The sequence below is a fragment of the Blautia sp. St.27G3 genome, from assembly GCF_059728505.1.
In genome coordinates this window covers 260,523-280,059 of the sequence record NZ_BAAGFO010000002.1, presented here as the reverse complement: position 1 = coordinate 280,059, position 19,537 = coordinate 260,523, and the positions used below count along the sequence as shown (strand labels likewise).

At 46.5% G+C, this 19,537-nt stretch carries 16 protein-coding genes; 14 read left to right on the top strand and 2 right to left on the bottom strand.

The window, feature by feature from the left end; all coding sequences use genetic code 11:
• Positions 1 to 29: 29 nt before the first annotated feature.
• Both AC6I2O_RS10935 and AC6I2O_RS10930 read right to left on the bottom strand, forming a co-directional pair.
• Positions 30 to 1,355 (bottom strand): sensor histidine kinase, encoded by a 1,326-nt coding sequence (locus tag AC6I2O_RS10935; RefSeq protein ID WP_120392124.1) that lies wholly within the window; start codon positions 1,353 to 1,355, stop codon positions 30 to 32.
• Between the two features lie 47 nt (positions 1,356 to 1,402).
• Positions 1,403 to 2,122: a LytR/AlgR family response regulator transcription factor gene (locus AC6I2O_RS10930; protein WP_120392123.1), complete on the bottom strand. Its 720-nt coding sequence runs from the start codon at positions 2,120 to 2,122 to the stop codon at positions 1,403 to 1,405.
• Positions 2,123 to 2,302: 180 nt separating this feature from the next.
• Here AC6I2O_RS10930 and AC6I2O_RS10925 point away from each other — a divergent pair, with 180 nt between their 5' ends.
• The 14 genes from AC6I2O_RS10925 (at position 2,303) to acsC (ending at position 19,504) form a co-directional block, all read left to right on the top strand.
• Positions 2,303 to 2,896 carry a hypothetical protein gene (locus tag AC6I2O_RS10925; protein WP_120392122.1) on the top strand — a complete coding sequence of 198 codons (594 nt, stop codon included), beginning with the start codon at positions 2,303 to 2,305 and terminating at the stop codon, positions 2,894 to 2,896.
• 181 nt (positions 2,897 to 3,077) lie between these two features.
• Positions 3,078 to 5,555 carry a glycoside hydrolase family 3 N-terminal domain-containing protein gene (locus AC6I2O_RS10920; protein WP_120392121.1) on the top strand — a complete coding sequence of 826 codons (2,478 nt, stop codon included), beginning with the start codon at positions 3,078 to 3,080 and terminating at the stop codon, positions 5,553 to 5,555.
• Positions 5,556 to 5,809: 254 nt separating this feature from the next.
• Positions 5,810 to 7,177 (top strand): DUF512 domain-containing protein, encoded by a 1,368-nt coding sequence (locus tag AC6I2O_RS10915; protein ID WP_497742650.1) that lies wholly within the window; start codon positions 5,810 to 5,812, stop codon positions 7,175 to 7,177.
• On the top strand, positions 7,170 to 8,492 hold the full coding sequence (der, locus tag AC6I2O_RS10910; protein ID WP_120392119.1) for a ribosome biogenesis GTPase Der: 1,323 nt from the start codon (positions 7,170 to 7,172) through the stop codon (positions 8,490 to 8,492). The genes AC6I2O_RS10915 and der overlap by 8 nt, the downstream gene beginning before the upstream one ends.
• A gap of 5 nt (positions 8,493 to 8,497) precedes the next feature.
• Complete coding sequence (plsY, locus tag AC6I2O_RS10905; RefSeq protein WP_497742649.1) at positions 8,498 to 9,151, top strand: glycerol-3-phosphate 1-O-acyltransferase PlsY; 654 nt, start codon at positions 8,498 to 8,500, stop codon at positions 9,149 to 9,151.
• Complete coding sequence (locus AC6I2O_RS10900; protein ID WP_120392117.1) at positions 9,151 to 10,161, top strand: NAD(P)H-dependent glycerol-3-phosphate dehydrogenase; 1,011 nt, start codon at positions 9,151 to 9,153, stop codon at positions 10,159 to 10,161. Before plsY ends, AC6I2O_RS10900 begins: the two co-directional genes overlap by 1 nt.
• A gap of 235 nt (positions 10,162 to 10,396) precedes the next feature.
• Complete coding sequence (locus AC6I2O_RS10895) at positions 10,397 to 10,801, top strand: DUF8180 domain-containing protein (RefSeq protein ID WP_120392116.1); 405 nt, start codon at positions 10,397 to 10,399, stop codon at positions 10,799 to 10,801.
• 63 nt (positions 10,802 to 10,864) lie between these two features.
• The gene (locus tag AC6I2O_RS10890) at positions 10,865 to 11,050 is read left to right on the top strand and encodes a CooT family nickel-binding protein (protein ID WP_120392115.1); all 186 of its coding nucleotides are present in this window, start codon (positions 10,865 to 10,867) and stop codon (positions 11,048 to 11,050) included.
• A gap of 40 nt (positions 11,051 to 11,090) precedes the next feature.
• A complete protein-coding gene (locus AC6I2O_RS10885; RefSeq protein ID WP_120392114.1) occupies positions 11,091 to 11,861 on the top strand; it encodes an ATP-binding protein in 771 nt (256 codons plus the stop codon).
• Between the two features lie 54 nt (positions 11,862 to 11,915).
• Complete coding sequence (gene cooS / locus AC6I2O_RS10880; RefSeq protein ID WP_120392113.1) at positions 11,916 to 13,808, top strand: anaerobic carbon-monoxide dehydrogenase catalytic subunit; 1,893 nt, start codon at positions 11,916 to 11,918, stop codon at positions 13,806 to 13,808.
• 35 nt (positions 13,809 to 13,843) lie between these two features.
• On the top strand, positions 13,844 to 14,617 hold the full coding sequence (locus AC6I2O_RS10875) for an ATP-binding protein (RefSeq protein ID WP_497742648.1): 774 nt from the start codon (positions 13,844 to 13,846) through the stop codon (positions 14,615 to 14,617).
• Positions 14,618 to 14,668: 51 nt separating this feature from the next.
• Complete coding sequence (acsB, locus tag AC6I2O_RS10870) at positions 14,669 to 16,810, top strand: acetyl-CoA decarbonylase/synthase complex subunit alpha/beta (protein WP_120392111.1); 2,142 nt, start codon at positions 14,669 to 14,671, stop codon at positions 16,808 to 16,810.
• Between the two features lie 373 nt (positions 16,811 to 17,183).
• Positions 17,184 to 18,125 (top strand): acetyl-CoA decarbonylase/synthase complex subunit delta, encoded by a 942-nt coding sequence (gene acsD, locus AC6I2O_RS10865; RefSeq protein WP_120392110.1) that lies wholly within the window; start codon positions 17,184 to 17,186, stop codon positions 18,123 to 18,125.
• A 29-nt stretch (positions 18,126 to 18,154) separates the two neighbouring features.
• Positions 18,155 to 19,504 (top strand): acetyl-CoA decarbonylase/synthase complex subunit gamma, encoded by a 1,350-nt coding sequence (gene acsC, locus AC6I2O_RS10860; protein ID WP_120392109.1) that lies wholly within the window; start codon positions 18,155 to 18,157, stop codon positions 19,502 to 19,504.
• Positions 19,505 to 19,537: the final 33 nt, after the last annotated feature.

Sequence of the window (19,537 nt, the reverse complement as noted above, 5' to 3'; positions counted from 1 at the left end):
AGAAATATGAGGGAAAATGTCAGATAAGCTTACTGATCGAGCATCATTATCTGTGAGGTAAATGTATTGCTGGTGCTGGATACATGGTATTGTCCGTCATATTTTTCTATAATTTCCTGTATGATACGTGTTCCGAGTCCATGCATCTGTGGATTTGGTTTTGTTGTGCACAGATGTGGATTTATTTTTAATACATCGTACAAGCATGTATTGGTACATTGAATCATCAGATAATCTTTGGTCTGGTGTATGGTCAGGGAAATTTCGGCATCATGGATGGGAATACAGGCTTCAATGGCGTTATCACAGAGATTTATGATCAGGACATTCAGATCGCTGATGCCAATTTTCCCTTTTTGTGGAAGTACAACGTCAGTATGAAACCGAATTCCTGCTTTTTCCGCTACGGTTGCCTTTTGATTTAAGATAATGTTCAGACTTTCGTCAGCAACAAAATGACGCAGGTGAATCCCGTCGTACTGATATTGGTGGAGGGATAAAAGATATTCGTGCAGTTCTTCCAGTTTTCCGGCTTTCAGAAATGTATCCATGGCAAAAAGCTGAGCTTTGTAATCATGCCGGAACTTTTTCAGAGAGTCCATCATGTCAATCTGTTGCCGCAGATACTGGTTTTGTACTCGTGTCTGTACGATCTGAGCATTGGCGGTCTTGTTTTTTTCGGCTGCCAGAGAGACGTATTTTATTATGAAAAGCAGCCCGACGGGAATCAGACCGAGGTACAGAGTTAGGAGAATTCGCTGCGGATAACTGGAAAGGATTCTTGGTATTGCAAAAATAGCATCAAACAGAAAGCCTCCAAAGGAAAGCAGGAAAAGCAGGATCCAGTAGGAGACTGGAAGCTCGATATTAAGTTCTTTCGGCCAGCACAGGGTCTTTTGAATGATGAAATATAAAATAAGTTTTACCCCAATCCGCCGCATAAAAAATAGGAACAGAGAAAGCGCAAAGTTCAAAGCATAAATGTCTGTTCCCCGAGGGCAGAGATGGATAATCAATGCCTCAAAACTTATGACAAGGTAGGTTAATACAAAGCAAAGCACTGCTTTTGTAATAAGCTGTCCTCGAAAATAAATGATACTGTAAAGAAGTGGCAGAAGGATCATTACTGTTATATATGGGACGAAGTTGTAATGGGAGAGAATATCGGTGAGATAAAGTGTGACAGCAAGGATTGTAACGACAGCAGCATTTCTGGGAATGGAAATTTTTTTCTTTGGTGTAAAATAACAGTTCACCAGATAGACAAAAAGTCCGGCATCTGCGATGTGACCAAGGATATGAATGGATTTCTGAATAATAAATGCGATCATTGGTAATTGAGCAGTTGATAACATAATAATCTCCTGATACGTATGAATATGTAATAAGTATTGCTGAATTTTTAAGAAAGATCGTATTCCATAAACAGCTGTCGTATTTCTTTTTTGCGAAGCCGGCTCATGGGTACCGTTCGCCCATCGTCCAGCAGAATATGATCGGGATTAATCCGGCGAATGTATTTATAGTTGACAAGATAGCTTCGATGAACACGAATATAGCGATATGGCGTCAGCGCTTTTTCAAGTTCTGTTATGGAACAACGGACCATTTCCTGTTTTTTGGCGCTTACAATATACTGATAATTATCTTTTGCTTCAATGTAAATCGTGCGGTTTACATGGATACGGACCGGATGGCCGAGAGAGTCCTCGAGCGTCACGATCGTTTCCTGTGGTTTTTTCAGATATTTGATGATGGTATTCATAGCTTCCAACATATCATCAGAAAAACAGTTTTTCCGTACGAAGGCCAGAGGCTGTGTTTTAAAGGTTTGAAATACCATGTCTTCTTTAGCTGATACGTAAATAATCAGAGCGTTGCTGTCTTTTTGCTTGATCTTTTCTGCCAGTGCAATACCGTTTAACTCCGGAATATCAATATCAAGAAAATAAAGATCAAAAAAATTATTTTTCTGGATATGTTCGGACAATTCTGTAGAGGAGGAAAACGGTACGGTTTCACACTCCAAATTTTGCGTGGTGAAATACCTTCGGATCATCGCTGACAAATGCGGAAGAAGTAGTATTTCGTCATCACAAATAGCAATTCTAATGTTTTCCATTGATTAATCTCCTGAGATGAAATGAAAGGGGGGATACCATTCGCAAAATAAAAACATCTGTTTTGTGCATTTGGCCACAAAAACGGTCATTTCACAGCATGATATTGGTATTTTTTTTGCTTGCATGCTATTGTAATACAAGTTACAGACGATGTCAATCAAATGCAGGAGGTGGATAAAATGAACAAAAAAATTTGTATGGCAGGATTGGCAGCGGCGCTTGCAGTTGGAATGTCTGTGGGCTCCACGTATGCAGCGGAAGCGCTCTCGCCATCGGAACAGGTGAACATTCTTATTGCAAATGTAAAAACCTGGAAGCCAACAAAGGGAGGCAGCTATGTCCTCACAGATTTGGATGGGAACGGCCGTCTGGAAGTAGTCACATCTTACGTTACCCGCAAACGTACAAAAGCGGTTGGTGTCTGGGAAGTGAATGCGGATGGAAACGGGATTGAGGCGTGTGAGCTTCCGTGGGAAGAGGACGAGGAAATGCCGGAGGTGACCCAGAAAAATGTACCGGTATATTATGATGCGAAAGCAGACATGTATTATTTTGTTTTCGGGGAGACAAACGGGACGGTGATTGCCTTGAAAGACGGCGTACTTTCCTGCTGCTCCTATGAAGAATTGGATATCGCAGAGCTGGAAACGCAGAATGGTGTGCTGAGCTGGATCAGTACAAGCGAACATCCGCTGGACGGGGCTCCGATGGAGCAGATTCTCGAGCTGGCCGGTGAATCCTGTGCAGCATTTTCTGTAAAAGCAGGCGAATAGACTGCACCATGCTTTAGATAGCAGATTGTTGCGGAATATTTATGAAAGTGGATGTTCCTGGTAAATGTATAAAAGCGGGGTTGCAAACAAGTTCCCCATTTTTCTGTACATTTTATAAGGGCTGTCCATAAAAGTTCCGGAACTGGCTATATAACAAAAAGGATAGAAAAGGAGAAGATGAATGAAAAAACGTATTGCAATGCTGATGGCGCTTGGGATGATGGTAACTTCCGTGCCGATGTCTGTTTTTGCAGCAGAGGAAACAGATGGCTCTTATGAGGTTCCGTTTGAAGTTCAGGTGGAAATTGTAGAGGCAGAAGGCGAGCAGGTGGGACTGGAAACGCACACAAAAAAGATGATCGAAGTGGATGGTCTGAAATTTAAGGATCTGGACGGTGACGGAGAACTCGATGTTTACGAAGACTGGCGGGCAGATGTGAATGACCGTGTGGAAGACCTTTTGTCCCAGATGACTCTGGATGAAAAGGTAGGAACCCTGTTTCATATGACAACCGGCGGTACCTTTACTTCCCTTTATCCGTACACGGAAGAATTTATGTACAGCAACGAAGATCAGATTGAAGTAAACGGAGATATGTATACGCCGATTTACCATCAGATTATTTCTGATTATAATACAACCTTCCTTCACAACGTTAATGGTACGCCGCTTGAACAGCAGAAGGAAATCAATGAGATTCAGGAGATTGCGGAAAGCGCGCGTCTCGGTATTCCGGTTGTGCTCAGCTGTGACCGTTCTTACAATACATGGGCCGGTATGGTAAATATGGCAAATTATGCATTCGGTATTGCACATGATGAAGAGCTTCTTTACAATATGGTTGCACAGTATGCGAAAGAGGAAGCTGCAATCGGTTATCACGTACCGTTCCATACATACGGTGTGGAAATCGGCAGCTGGTACGGAGATGAAGTGAACAACATTGCCAAATATACAGCTGTTGAGACGAAAGCTTATGAAGAGAATGGTGTAAATGCATGTACCAAGCATTTTATTGCCCGCGGAGGACGTTCTAATTATGCAGGGGCAAAGAGTCCGGCAAACCTGCTTGACAGCTGGATGGTAGGCTGGAAAGCAGCTGTTGATGCAGGAACATCCTGGATCATGCTCAATAATGGCTATGGCGAAAATGAGTGTAATGTAAATTATGATGCAGAAACAATGGGCATTCTCAGAAATGACCTTGGTTACAATGGAATTGTCGTAACAGATTGGCCGTTGTTCATGGCTGAGCCGTCCGCTACAGGCTTTACACCGGATGGCCGAGACCTTTCTCAGATGTCCGCAAAAGAACTGTACGCAACGATTCTGGAAGCAGATGTAGACCAGTACGGCGGTTTCTTTGCAGCTGACGGAACGGATTGCAGTCAGGCATATATTGATGAGAATTATCCGGGACGTATGCTGATGCACTGGCCGGAAATTGTAAAAGAAGGCATTGAGGACGGTACAATCAGTATGGAACTCGTTGACCGTTCCTGCCGTCGGGTACTGAAAAATAAATTTGTCCTGGGGCTGTTCGAGGATCCGTATCGCAGCGCGGAGGAGATTCTTGATCTTTGCGCAAGCGAAGCATATAAGGCAGATCAGTTTGAACTGACTGCTATTGATGATGTTTATGCGGCGCGCACCGATGAGATGAACGAGATGGAAAAGAAACTTCAGACCGAATCAACGGTACTGTTAAAGAATGACAATAACATCCTTCCGTTATCAGCAGGTACAAAGGTGTTTGTATACGATACAGACATTGATACCGAGGATATGGATAAGGCTGCAATCGGAGCATACACCGAAGTTGTGGAGACCATCGAGGAAGCAGATGTTGTCATTTCACGTATCAGCGATGTAGAAGAAAGTGCACAGTATATTATTGAGGAAGCAAACGCAGCAGGCAAACCGCTTATCCTTGCAGTAGAAGCGGCGAACGGAAGCTTTGCAACCGGTTCTGTGGAGCCGAATACGCTGACTGCTGAAAACAGCGCGGCGCTGCTGATGCTTACCTACAATGCACAGCCGGATCATGGTTCCACGATGGGCAATTTCTTTACACATACACTACCGTCTGTACTGGCAGAGATGCTCTTTGGAGACCGCGAACCGTCAGGAAAACTGATGTACGAAATCGCACGGAATAGTGAGGATGCACTTTCAGCATGGGGCGAGCTTGCTTATGACACTGGCGTAGACCCGACAACAAGACTGTACATGGCAGCAACGGTAAGACAGAATCCGACCGCAGAGCTCGCAAACAATATGGGTGACGTTTTGTATCCGGCTGAGTTTGGCATGAAATACGGTGAGGCGGCTGATATTAAGTTAAATACACTGATCATGGATACAGAGCTTGCAACCGTGGAACGTGAATCTATGAGAGGTGTGCAGGAAGTTACACTTGCAGTAAACAAGACGCAAAAATCCGGCGAAGCATTTGATATCTATATGATCGCAGAAAATGCCGGAGCAGACGGAACAATTTTCGCAGAAGCATATGACGGCGATCAGGTTGTAGGTTCTCAGGTTGTCAGCGTGGAAGGCGGAGATTTCGCAATCGTCACAATGAAAGTAACGCTGGACGGCGCAGGAGAGCATACGATTACCGTAGGTGAAAACAGCCTGACCGTGAACGTAGAGTAATTACTGGTATCGCACATATTTTACCCAAATGCGGTTCCTAAGTACTTTGCAACAATGAAAAGATGAATTTGTGGGCTGCTACAAAGCAGATGGAAAGAATATACTTTCTTCTGCTTTGCGGTAGCTTTTCTATTTGCGTACACCGAATACCAGCGGATTAAAATACCAGCTTATTCGTGGCCCGGGTTGCATTTTTCGGAAGGATATGATAACGTTGAAACAGATTGCGAACATGACAGGAGTTAAAATAGAAGATGAAAAAGAATTGCATGGAACATAAAATTAAAAGCGTTTATTCGGGAAGTATTGCGGAGGAGATGGAGCTGGAGCCGGGTGATGTGCTTCTCGCAGTAAACGGGCAGGAGATTGAAGATATTTTTGACTATCACTATTATATCAATGAAGAATATCTGACAGTGCTGGTGCGAAAGGCAGACGGAGAAGAGTGGGAGCTTGAGATCGAGAAAGAGTTTGAGGAGGATCTTGGGATTACTTTTGAGAATTCTTTGATGGATGAATACCGTTCCTGCCGTAACAAATGTATTTTCTGTTTCATCGATCAGATGCCAAAGGGCATGCGTGATACGTTGTATTTTAAAGATGACGATTCGCGGCTCTCTTTTTTGCAGGGAAATTACGTAACGCTTACGAATATGAGCGACCATGATATTGACCGGATTATTCGGTATCATCTGGAGCCGATCAATATATCTTTCCATACAATGAATCCCCAACTGCGCTGCAAAATGCTGAACAACCGTTTTGCTGGAGACATTTTTCCGAAGGTAAAGCGTCTGGCAGAAGCAGGTATTGAGCTGAACGGACAGATCGTTCTGTGCAAGGGGATTAATGATGGAGCGGAGCTTGAGGATTCGATTCAAAAATTAACGGATTATCTGCCATATCTACGCAGTGTATCGGTGGTTCCGGTAGGGCTTACGAAATTTCGGGACGGGCTGTATCCGCTGGAAGCATTTGAAAAAGAAGACGCCTGTGTGGTCATTGACTGTATTGAGGCCTGGCAGAAAAAGATCTATGATGAATATGGTATACATTTTATTCATGCTTCTGACGAATGGTATATCCTTGCGGGAAGACCATTTCCGGAAGAAGAGCGGTACGACGGGTATTTGCAGCTGGAAAACGGCGTGGGGATGATGCGGCTTTTGACGCAGGAGACGCGTGCGGCGCTCTCCGAAATGCAGAATCGCAAAGGCATACAGAATCAACTGCCGCGGGAACTGTCGCTTGCCACAGGGCGTTTGGCGGCACCATATCTGGAACGGCTCTATCAGGAGATCCGCGCGTATACGCCCGAGGTTACGCTTCATATTTACGGGATTCGAAATGATTTCTTTGGTGAGAAAATTACGGTTTCCGGGCTTTTGACAGGACAGGATCTTCTTGCACAGCTCAAAGGCCAGGTACTTGGAAGCGAGCTTTTGCTGCCGGTCAGTATGTTGCGCAGCGGGGAACAGGTTTTTCTGGATGACATGACAGTGGAGGAGCTGGAAAAGGCTTTACAAATCAGAATTCGTATTGTAAAATCAAGCGGATATGATTTTGTCCGTGCAGTGACCGGGCAGGAGGTTGCCATAGAAGAGGAGGAAGCGGATGAGTAAACCGATCGTAGCGATTGTTGGTCGGCCAAATGTTGGAAAGTCCACACTTTTTAACGCACTGGCCGGAGAAAACATTGCGATAGTTAAGGATACGCCCGGTGTGACCAGGGATCGTATTTATGCTGATGTGGAATGGCTGAATATCAATTTTACGCTGATTGATACGGGGGGAATCGAACCGGACAGCAGCGATATTATTCTTTCCCAGATGAGGGAGCAGGCGCAGATTGCGATTGACACGGCAGATGTCATTCTGTTTATGACGGACTGCAAACAGGGGCTGGTGGATTCGGATGCGAAGGTGGCTGATATGCTGCGACGTTCACACAAGCCGGTAGTCCTTGTGGTAAATAAGGTGGACAGCTATCAGAAATATATCGCGGATGTGTACGAATTTTACAATCTGGGAATCGGCGATCCGTATCCAATCTCCGCGGGTAACAAAACAGGACTTGGAGATATGCTCGATGCGGTGATTGCCCACTTCAATCCGGAGCAGCTGGACGAGGAAGAGGATGACCGGCCGCGCATCGCGATTGTCGGAAAGCCGAATGTGGGAAAATCTTCACTGATCAATAAACTGCTCGGTGAGAAACGCCTGATTGTTTCAGATATTGCCGGGACAACGCGCGATGCAGTCGACACAGCGGTGACATGGCAGGACCGGGAGTATGTCTTTATTGATACAGCGGGCCTTCGTCGCAAGAATAAAATAAAAGAAGAGCTCGAGCGCTACAGCATCATCCGTACCGTGACGGCAGTTGAGCGTGCGGATGTTGTCGTGATTATGATTGATGCGACAGAAGGCGTGACAGAGCAGGATGCGAAGATCGCAGGGATCGCCCATGACCGTGGTAAGGGGATTGTTATTGCAGTAAATAAATGGGATGCGATCGAAAAGGATGACAAGACCATTTACAAGCATACCAATGATATCAGGCAGGTTCTTTCTTATATGCCGTATGCTGAAATTATTTTTATTTCCGCAGAGACTGGTCAGCGTCTGCCGAAGCTGTTTGAGACGATCAATATGGTTATTGAGAATCAGACGCTGCGCGTTGCGACCGGTGTGCTCAATGAGATCATGGCAGAGGCAGTGGCTTTGCAGCAGCCGCCTTCGGATAAGGGCAAGCGTCTGAAGCTGTTTTATATTACACAGGTCTCCGTCAAGCCGCCGACATTTGTGATTTTTGTCAATGACAAGGAGCTAATGCATTTTTCATATACCAGGTATTTGGAAAACAAGATCCGGGATACGTTCGGATTTAAGGGAACATCGCTCAAATTTATCATTCGGGAACGAAAGGACAAGTAAAACTGATGGAACGCTTGATCTGTCTGGCAGTCGGGTACGTATTCGGACTGTTCCAGACGAGTTATATCTATGGCCGTCTGCACGGAATTGATATCCGTAAGCATGGAAGTGGAAACGCTGGGACGACTAATATGCTGCGTACGCTCGGAACGAAGGCGGGCGCAATTACGCTGCTTGGCGATGCGCTGAAGTGTGTAGCGGCAGTATGGGTGATTCGTTTGATTTTCCATGCCACTCATGCAGACATGCTTCCGCTTTTGTCTTTCTATACAGCGGCGGGTGTGATTTTTGGACACAATTTCCCTTTTTATCTGAATTTTCGAGGCGGAAAAGGGATTGCGGCAACAGCAGGACTTATTTTGTCCCTGAACTGGTATCTGACGCTGTTTGGATTTTTGACATTTGCGCTTACGCTGCTCTTGACGCACTATGTTTCCCTTGGCTCACTACTGGTATACGTCGGATTTATGATTGAGCTGGTTATTATGGGACAGCGGGGCGAATTTGGGATGGTGCAGAATTATCTGAATGAAATGTACGCAGTCGGTGCGGTACTGACGGTGCTTGCTTTCTGGATGCACCGCTCCAATATCCAGCGTCTGTGGCATCATGAGGAACGGAAAACATATCTTTTTAAAAAGAAAAATAGGGTAAAGTGATGGCGAAATTAGGTGTGATCGGAGCGGGAAGCTGGGGAACCGCGCTCGCAATTCTTTTAAATGAAAATGGAAATGAAGTGACGTTGTGGTCTCACCGCGAAACAGAGGCGGAGCAGATTCGCAGTACGCGTCAGGTTTCCAAGCTGCCAAAGGTCCGGCTTCCGGAAGCGATTCAGGTGACGTCAGATCTGGAGGCAGCGTCTGCACAAAAGGATATTTTGATTCTTGTGGTTCCCTCGCACTGTGTGCGGGAAACGGCAAAGAAAATGAGCAGTTATGTTGAGGCTGGAACTGTGATTGTCAGCGCTTCTAAAGGAATTGAGGAGAGCACACTGGCGAGCATGACGGATATCGTTTCGGAACTCATTCCGCAATCAGAGGCAGCTGTTCTGTCTGGTCCGAGCCATGCGGAGGAGGTGGCCAAGGGACTGCCAACGACATGCGTGGTGGGAGCGAGATGTGAAAAGACAGCCCGGTATCTTCAGCAGATTTTTATGAGTCCAGTTTTCCGTGTTTATATCAGTCCGGACATGCTTGGCATTGAGCTTGGCGGAGCGCTGAAAAATGTGATCGCTTTGGCTGCCGGTATTGCGGATGGCATGGGATATGGAGACAATGCAAAGGCGGCGCTGATTACGCGTGGCATGGTAGAGATTGAACGGCTTGGCGTCAGGATGGGCGGAAAGCCGGAAACCTTTTTCGGCCTGACTGGGATTGGGGATTTGATCGTGACCTGTGCCAGCATGCACAGCCGCAATCGCAGAGCCGGTATTCTGATCGGACAGGGGTATACGATGGAAGAAGCCATGAAAGAGGTAAATATGGTGGTGGAAGGCGTCTATTCTGCCAAATCTGCAATACTTCTTTCACGGAAATATGGAGTGGAACTTCCGATAATCGAACAGGTAAACAAGATGCTGTTTGAAGGTAAAAATCCAAAAGAAGCAGTCTCAGATCTGATGCTGCGCGACAATAAGCAGGAGAATCCCCTGCTTCCATGGGAGATATAAAGAGAATACAACAGGTGTATGAAAGCATTGTGACAAAAAACGCCGCGGAGTAAATGAGGGCTCATTTTTCCGCGGCGTTTTTGTGAAAAGTGAAAAACTGGAAAGGGAAAGTTCTAAAAAAAATACACGACGGTTGTTGTGAATGACAACAAGATATGGTATAATACCACCAAATGTCGTAGAATGACTAGACATGTGAAAAAAATAACAAACTTTTCCAGAAAGGAGAATACGCATGCATTTGATTCATGATGAAAATGGAAATCTGTGTGTGCACAGTCATGACCACGAGCATGTTCACACGCATACTTATGAGCATACTCATACGCACAGTCATGAGCATGGCCATGAGGATGAGCACGATCATGAGCACAGTCATACACACAGCGGCTGTGAGAGCGGTTGCAGTGGTTGTGGCGGTCATACGCATGAGGAGCCGCAGGGGGATAAGCTTGTGGCATTGCTGGATTATATGCTGAAGCATAACGAGCACCATGCGGCAGAGCTTGACCAGGTGGCTGAGAAGCTGCGCAGTGCAGGAAAGGGAGCAGCAGCAGACCAGCTGCGCAAAGCAGTTGATGAGTTTCAGAAGGGCAATCTGTATTTAAACCTTGCTCTTTCGCTGGTAAAAGAGAGCTAGAGCATTAAGCTTGTGCTGACAAAGCAATAGCGGGAATTCAAATCCGATATGGGAGGTGGACGCATGTGTCTGTCAACTGCATATAAATCAAATGAACCTGACAGTATTATCATGGAATATGTCAGCCGGATTGACATCGACGGAAAACAGGTTACGCTTACAGATGTGATGGGAGACCGCAAAACGGTCGAAGGTACGGTTGTGATGGTAGATCTGACCGGAGGAGTCGTAAAGATTCAATGTGATTAGCAACATGGATTTAATATTGATATAATAAGGAGGCAACAACATGGCGCAGGTAATAGCGATTGCAGGAAAGGGCGGAGTTGGAAAAACAACGCTTTCCGGTATGCTGATCCAGTATATGGGCCGGATGGGGAAACGCCCGATTTTGGCAGTGGATGCAGATGCGAACTCCAATCTGAACGAGGTACTTGGCGTGGAAGTAGAAATGACACTCGGCGAAGTGCGTGAGCAGATTGAACGCGCGGAGGACAGCGTGAAAAATCCGATTCCGGCCGGTGTATCAAAGGCAGATTATACGGAAATCATGTTCCAGCGCTGCCTTGCGGAGGATGATGATTTTGATCTCCTTGTGATGGGAAGGACCCAGGGCAAGGGATGCTACTGTTATGTAAATGGATTGCTTCAGGCGCAGATGCAAAGGCTGCTTCCGAATTATAAATTTATGGTTGTGGATAATGAGGCAGGTATGGAGCATATCAGCCGCGGGATTCTTCCGAAGGTTGACACGCTGATTCTGGTCAGCGACTGTTCCAGACGCGGCGTGCAGGCGGCAGGAAGGATTGCACAGCTTGCAAAAGATTGTAATCTGAATCCCAAAACCATGGGGCTGATTGTAAACCGCGCACCAGGCGGCGTACTGAATCAGGGCACATTAGAGGAAATCGAAAATCAGGGGCTGACGCTTCTCGGCGTTGTACCCCATGATGACCAGGTGTACGAGTATGACTGTGATGGCAAACCGACAGTTACACTGCCGGAGGATTCACCAGTGCGCCTGGCGCTGGGAGAGATTGTAAACAAGCTTTCCCTGTAAATACAGAAACACAGAGATACACCCATTTTATTTAAATATTCAAGGAGGTTTATAATGGGAGATTTTAAATTAACAACGGTGGAAGAGTTTGAAGCGGCTACCGAACGACTTCTGGAAACCGGAAAAAAGGTTGGAGCTGATGCATGGCAGTATCGTGTAAAAAATCAGACGCCGCACTGTAAGTTTGGCGAGCAGGGTATCTGCTGTAGAATCTGTTCTATGGGACCATGCCGTATCACACCGAAGGCTCCGAGAGGAATCTGTGGTTGTGACGCTCATGGTATCGTTGGACGTAACTATCTGAAATTTACGGCAGGCGGAGCTGCGACGCACTCTGACCATGGTCGTGAGATCTGCCATACTCTGTACTGTGCAGATCCGAATGGCGCATACAAGGTAAAAGATCCTGAGAAGCTGGTTCGCATCGCAAAAGAATGGGGTGTTGAGACAGAAGGCAAGGATATCTATGATCTGGCTCATGAGATGGCATACAAGGGACTGGAAGAATACGGAAAGGTATTCGGTTTCCAGAACTTCATGAATCGTCTTCCGGAGCATACACAGGAAATTTGGAAGAGAGAAGAAGTTGCTCCGCGTGCGATTGACCGTGAGGTTTCCTGTTCCTTACATATGTCCCATATGGGATGTTCTTCCAAGCCGGAAGCATTGATTCGTCAGTCTCTGCGTGCAGGTCTTGCTGATGGATGGGGCGGTTCCATGGCTGGTACGGAGTTCTCTGACGTACTGTTCGGTACTCCGAAGCCAATCGACACAGAAGCAAACCTTGGCGTTATGGTAGCAGAGAATGTCAATATCGTTGTACACGGACACGATCCGTCACTTTCTGAGATGATCTGTGAGTTTGCAGATGATCCGGAAATGATCGCATATGCGAAAGAAATGGGCGCAAAGGGCATCACTGTTTCTGGTGTATGCTGTACTTCAAACGAAGTAGCAATGCGTCGTGGTATTCCGATGGCAGGTAACTTCCTGCAGCAGGAGAATGTTGTACTGACAGGTGCCTGCGAGGCGATCGTTGTTGACGTACAGTGTATTTTCCCGGCACTCGGACCTCTTTCTAAGTGCTTCCATACAAAATTCGTCACAACTTCTCCGATTGCACAGATGCCGGATTCTGAATATATCCGTTTTTCAGCAGAGACGGCTGCTGAAAATGCAAAGTCTATCGTAAAGATGGCGATTGAAAACTTCAAGAACAGAAAGCCGGAGCTTGTACATATTCCGGATATGAAACAGAAAGCTACAGTTGGTTACTCGGTAGAGGCGATTGTTAAGACGCTTGACGGCGTTACAAATTCACAGGTAGACGTGACAGGTACGACAAAGCCGCTCATCGAGTGTATTACCTCCGGCGTTATCCGTGGTGCAGTTGCTATGGTAGGATGTAACAATCCGAAGATTCGTCCGGATACCGCTCACATTGAGCTGATGAAGAAGCTGATCGCAAACGACATTATCGTGGTTGCTTCCGGATGTTCCGCACAGGCAGCGGCAAAAGCAGGTCTTATGGATAAGAGAGCAAAAGATCTCTGCGGCGCAGGTCTGAAGAGGGTATGTGAGCTGGCAGACATTCCGCCGGTACTTCACATGGGTTCCTGTGTTGATATCAGCCGTATGATGGTTCTGGTTGCTACGCTGGCAAAGGATTCCGGACTGAATATTTCTCAGCTTCCGGTTGTTGGCTGTGCTCCGGAGTGGATGTCTGAGAAGGCCGTATCCATCGGTAACTACGTAGTAGGTACAGGTATTGATACCTTCCTTGGCGTTGACCCGTATGTAAGCGGTTCTGATCAGGTGGCAGGTCTTCTGACAAATGGTATCAGAGACTGGGTAGAGGCTGCTTATACAGTTGAGACAGATATTGAAAAGCTTGTTGACAAGATGATTGAGAGAATCGAAGAGAAGCGTGAAGCGATCGGAATCTAATCATCAGTCCGGGCGGATTATGAGGTGACGAAAACATGAAGATTGCTGTTACCGGGAAAGGCGGGGTGGGAAAAACCACCTTTGCTGCGACCCTGGCAAGATTATACGCGGAGGAAGGACGTCAGGTTCTTGCCGCGGATGTGGACCCGGATGCAAATCTGGGACTGGCCCTTGGATTTTCAGAAGAAGAGCTTGCGCAGATTGTACCGATTACCAAAATGCGCAAACTGATCGAGGAAAGGACCGGAGCGACACAGGGAAACCAGTTCTACAGTCTGAATCCGAAAGTGAGTGATATTCCGGATACTTATGGAAAGGTATTCGGCGGAGTGAGACTTCTTGTGCTCGGAACGGTAGATACAGCCGGAAGCGGGTGTGTTTGTCCGGAGCATGTGATGCTGAAAAGGATTATCAATAATCTGGTGCTCCATCGGAAGGACGTGGTAATTCTTGATATGGAGGCCGGACTTGAGCATCTGGGACGCGGCACGACCAGCGGAATGGATCAGTTTGTTGTTGTGATCGAACCTGGAGCCAGAAGTATTCAGACGTACCGCAATGTAAAACGTCTGGCCAGTGAGCTTGGCGTAAAGCAGGTACGTGTGGTGGCCAATAAGGTTCGGGATGAAAAAGACGAAGAATTTGTCCGTTCCAGGATTCCAGCGGAAGATTTGCTCGGTTTTGTCCATTACAATACAGAAGTAATAGACGCAGACCGAAACGGCGCTTCTCCGTATGATTACAGTAAATCTGCTGTGGAGGAAATCAGGCGGATCAAGGAACTGATCGACAAAGCAGAGGAAAACTGACAGCAGTCTGTGTTGAGATTATAACTTTAAAAGTTTAGTGGAGGTAGAACAGTGACTTTATTTGATGTTGTTTTTAGCGGAAACGATACGGTATACGGGTTGACAGAGTCAGCCATCAATGACGCGATTGAGAAATACGGCGCTGACAAGCCGGTTGCATTTCCGGATACCGCATACAGCCTGCCGTGCTACTATGGCGTGACAGGAACCAAGGTTGGAAATCTTGGTGAATTAAAAGAGGCTCTTGGCGTAGTAAAAACGCTTATGACAAGACAGAAGAGACTGAATGATGCATTCATGTCCGGTGTTGCCACAGCTCTTTGCGCAGAGTTTATCGAAGTATTGAAATATATGGACGGCGCTACACCGTATGCAGAGCCGTGCTATGGACACCTTGGCGATGCAATCATCCGTGAACTTGGTGTACCGCTTGTAACAGGCGATATTCCTGGCGTAGCAGTTATCCTTGGCTCAGCTCCGAGCGCTGAGGAAGGTGTTGCTCTTATAAAGAGCTATCAGGCACAGGGTATCCTGGTTACTCTGGTTGGCGGAATCATTGACCAGTGTGAAGAGATGGGTTACAAGACAGGTGCAAATGTACGTGTCATTCCGCTTGGTAAGGATGTAACATCTGTAATCCATGTAGTATCTGTTGCAGTAAGAGCAGCGCTTATCTTTGGTAATATTCAGGGCGGCGATGCAGCTGGTCTGATGGAGTATACCTTTAAACGTGTACCGGCATTCGTAAACGCATTCGCTCCGCTTGATCCGGTTATCGTAGCTTGCGGCGCAGGTGCAATCGCACTTGGCTTCCCGGTAGTGACAAATGATGTTGCAACTGCAGAAGCAGTGAACGTAAGGGTTCCGAAGAGCCTGATCGTACAGCCGGATGTTTCTAAATTCAATGCAACCTCTCTTGAAGCAAGAGACATTAAGATCAAGATTACAAATATTGATATCCCGGTAGCATTTGCATCCGCATTTGAGGGTGAAATCATCCGCCGTGGCGATATGCAGGTAGAGTTTGACGGTTCCAGAGTAGACTGCTGTGAGCTGGTTCGCACCTGCGAGGCTTCTGAGGTTGAAGATCACAAGATTGAAGTAATCGGACCGGATCTCGATGAGATGCCGGAAGGAAGCAAGCAGAGCATTGCTTACGTGGTAGAAGTAGCTGGAAAGACGATGCAGTCTGACTTTGAGCCGGTATTTGAGCGTAAATTCCATTCTTATCTGAACTGTGTAGAGGGTATGATGCACACCGGACAGCGTGATATGATCCGTATCCGTATCAGCAAAGACACCTTCAACGCAGGCTTCCGTGCAAAGCACATCGGTGAAGTGCTTTACGCAAAGGTAAAGAGCGAGTTCGCAGCCGTTGTTGATAAGTGTCAGGTGAAGATCTACACAGATCCGGCTGAGTGTACAAAGATCCGTCATGAGGTTGCAATGCCGATGTTCGACAAGCGTGACGAGCGTCTGACTACTCTGACTGACGAGTCCGTAGATGTTTACTACAGCTGTATCATGTGCCAGGCATTCTCCCCGAGCCACGTATGTGTGGTTACTCCGGAAAGACTTGGACTTTGCGGTGCCGTTTCATGGCTGGATGCAAAGGCAACCAACGAGCTCGATCCGCAGGGACCGTGCCAGGTTATTACAAAAGAACGAGTGATTGACGAGAGAATCGGTGAATACGAAGACGTTAATGAGGCAGTTCAGAAGTTCTCCCAGGGTGCCCTTGAGGATGTATCTCTGTACTCCATCATCGAGAAGCCGATGACCTCCTGCGGATGCTTCGAGTGTATCTGTGGTATTGAGCCGCTTTCCAACGGCGTATGTATTGCAAACCGTGAGTACGCAGGTATGACTCCGATCGGTATGACCTTCCCGGAACTCGCTTCCATGACAGGCGGCGGTGTTCAGACACCTGGTTTCATGGGACATGGAAAGCATTTCATTGCTTCCAAGAAGTTCATGAAAGCTGAGGGTGGTATTGAGCGTATCGTATGGATGCCGAAGGATCTGAAAGAACAGGTTGCAGAGAGATTGAACGCTACGGCAAAAGAGCTGTACGGAATCGACAACTTTACTGATATGATCGGTGACGAGACTGTAGCAGAAGATCCGGAGACATTGCTTGAGTTCCTGACAGAGAAGGGCCATCCGGCACTCTCCATGGAACCGATGATGTAAAGAATCAAAATCGGCGACGCCGATTTTAGGGGATTTGCGAAGCAAATCACCGTATGATGTCCGCAGTACAGGATGTCATTTATGACATTCTGTACAAGGGCAGCATGATTCTTTAACGAAGAAAAATGCCATGCATTTTTCTGAGTCTGAAATGAGAAATAGCGTGAATCATTTAACGGAAAAATGCTGTGCATTTTTCTGAGTCTGAAAGTGATAAACGAAGTGAATCATTTAGACTGAAATTTATTATGTGCGGTAGTCCGGATGCTATCTCATCCGAATTTTAAAATATATCTTGAAGAGAATACTGCGATGCAGCGCTGTTTTGCGGCTTCGCTGTGTCGGTATGTAAACACAAGGAGGTAAAAAAGAAATGCCGTTTACTGCAAAATCAGGAAAGTTTAATGCAAAAATTAATACCGTAGAAATCGGTACCGGCGATAAAGCGATCAAAATGGGCGGAGAAAATGTTCTTCCGTTTTACACATTTGACGATGCAATTGAAAACGCGCCGAAGGTAGGTATCGAAATTACGGATGGTGGTGTGGCAGCTGAGCCGGAATGCATTCAGAAATGCTACGAAGGTTGTGAGTCTGTTGTTGACATGGCAAAAAAGGCTGCTTCTTTTGAGGGTGTTGATTTCCTCAGCGTTCGTTTAGAGGGCGGAGACCCGAACGGACAGAACAAACCGACGGAAGAGCTGATTCAGCTTGTAAAGGATATCGCAGACGCTGTTGATGTTCCGCTTGTAATCTGTGGTTCCAAAAACGTAGAAAAAGATTCTGAGCTTCTAGACAAGGCAGCAGCAGCGCTGGAGGGCAGAAATGCTCTTATTCTGGCAGCAAAAGAAGAGAACTACAAGACCATCGGCGCTTCAGCAGGTCTGGCTTACAAGCAGGTTGTCGGCGCTGAGTCAGCCGTTGACATTAACCTTGCAAAGCAGCTGAACGTACTGCTTACTCAGCTTGGCGTTGACGGAAAGAATGTTGTAATGAATATTGGTACAGCAGCCGCTGGTTATGGTTTTGAATACGTAGTGTCCACGATGGACCGTATCAAAGCAGCAGCACTTCAGCAGGGTGACGTAACACTTCAGATGCCGATCATCACTCCGGTAGCTTCAGAGGTATGGGGCGTAAAAGAAGCGATGGCTTCTGAGGCCGACATGCCGGAATGGGGATGCCAGGAAGAGCGTGGAATTGATATGGAAATCGAAACTGCAGCAGCAGTTCTTGCTTCCGGTTCCAATGCTGTTATTCTGAGACATCCGGAATCAGTTAAGACGATTAAGACACTGGTTTCAGAATTAGTATAGATAAGTGAAGCATAAGGAGGAAAATCAAAATGGCATTAAAAGGTCTTGATATTTTTAAATTGTCACCGAAGAAAAACTGTAAAGAGTGCGGCAGCCCGACATGTATGGCATTTTCTATGAAGGTTGCGCAGGGCGCAGTATCTGTGGATGCCTGCCCTTATTTCTCAGAGGATGCAAAAGCTCAGCTGAACGAGGCTACTGCACCGCCAATGAAGACAATCAAGGTTGGCGCAGGAGACAGCGAGATGGTTCTTGGCGGAGAAACTGTTCTGTTCCGTCATGAAAAAACATTTGTTAATAAAACAAGATATGCCGTTTCCCTTTGCAACTGCATGGATGATGCGGCAATCGAAGCAAAACTGGCTGAGATTCCGAAGGTAGATTACGAGCGTATCGGCGAGCGTATGTTCGTTGAAATGGTATATGTGAATTACTGTGCAGACGCAGGAAAAGAAAAATACCTTGATCTCGTAAAGAAAGCAGAGGGACTTGGACGTGTACTGATTCTTGGATGTACAGATCCGGATGTTGCAAAAGAAGCGCTTGAGCTTGTAAAAGCAGGAAAGCCGGTTCTGAACGGAGCAAATGCATCCAACTATGAGGCAATGAGCGCAGTGGCTACTGCCGCAGGCGTTGTACTTGGCGTACAGGGCGCAGATGCCAATGAACTGTATGATACCGTTGCTGCACTTGAAAAGCTTGGCAACAAAAATCTGTTGATTGACTGTGGCGTAAATTCTGTAAAAGAAGCGTATGCAATTGCAGTACAGTTCCGTAAAGCAGCAATCAAGGACAGCGACCGTACTTGCGGTTATCCGTCTATCGTGCGTGTGGATCAGCTTGCAAAGGGCAACGCTCATCTTCAGGCAGCACTTGTTTCTCTGTTCACAATGAAGTATGGTTCCATTGTTGTACTGGAGCAGATGACTTATGCAGAGGCACTTCCGCTTTATGGTCTGAGACAGAATGTATTTACAGATCCGCAGAAGCCGATGAAGGTAGAGCCGGGTATTTATCCGCTGAATGGCGCAGACGAGAATTCCATCTGTGTAACGACGGTAGACTTTGCTCTTACATACTTCGTGGTATCTGGCGAGCTGGAGCGTTCCGGTGTACCGCTTAACCTGATCATCAATGATGCGGGCGGACTTTCCGTACTGACATCCTGGGCGGCAGGCAAGTTCTCAGCAGGTTCCATCGCAAAATTCTTCCAGGAGCAGGATATCGAGGGCAAACTTAAGAGCAGAAAGCTTATCATTCCGGGTAAGGTTGCTGTACTGAAGGGCGAACTGGAAGCAAAACTTCCGGGATGGGAGATCATCATCGCTCCGAAAGAGGCAGTTCAGCTCGTGAAATTTATGAAGGATATTACAGCGTAAGTAAACTGGTGAATAAAAAATTTAAGGAGATAA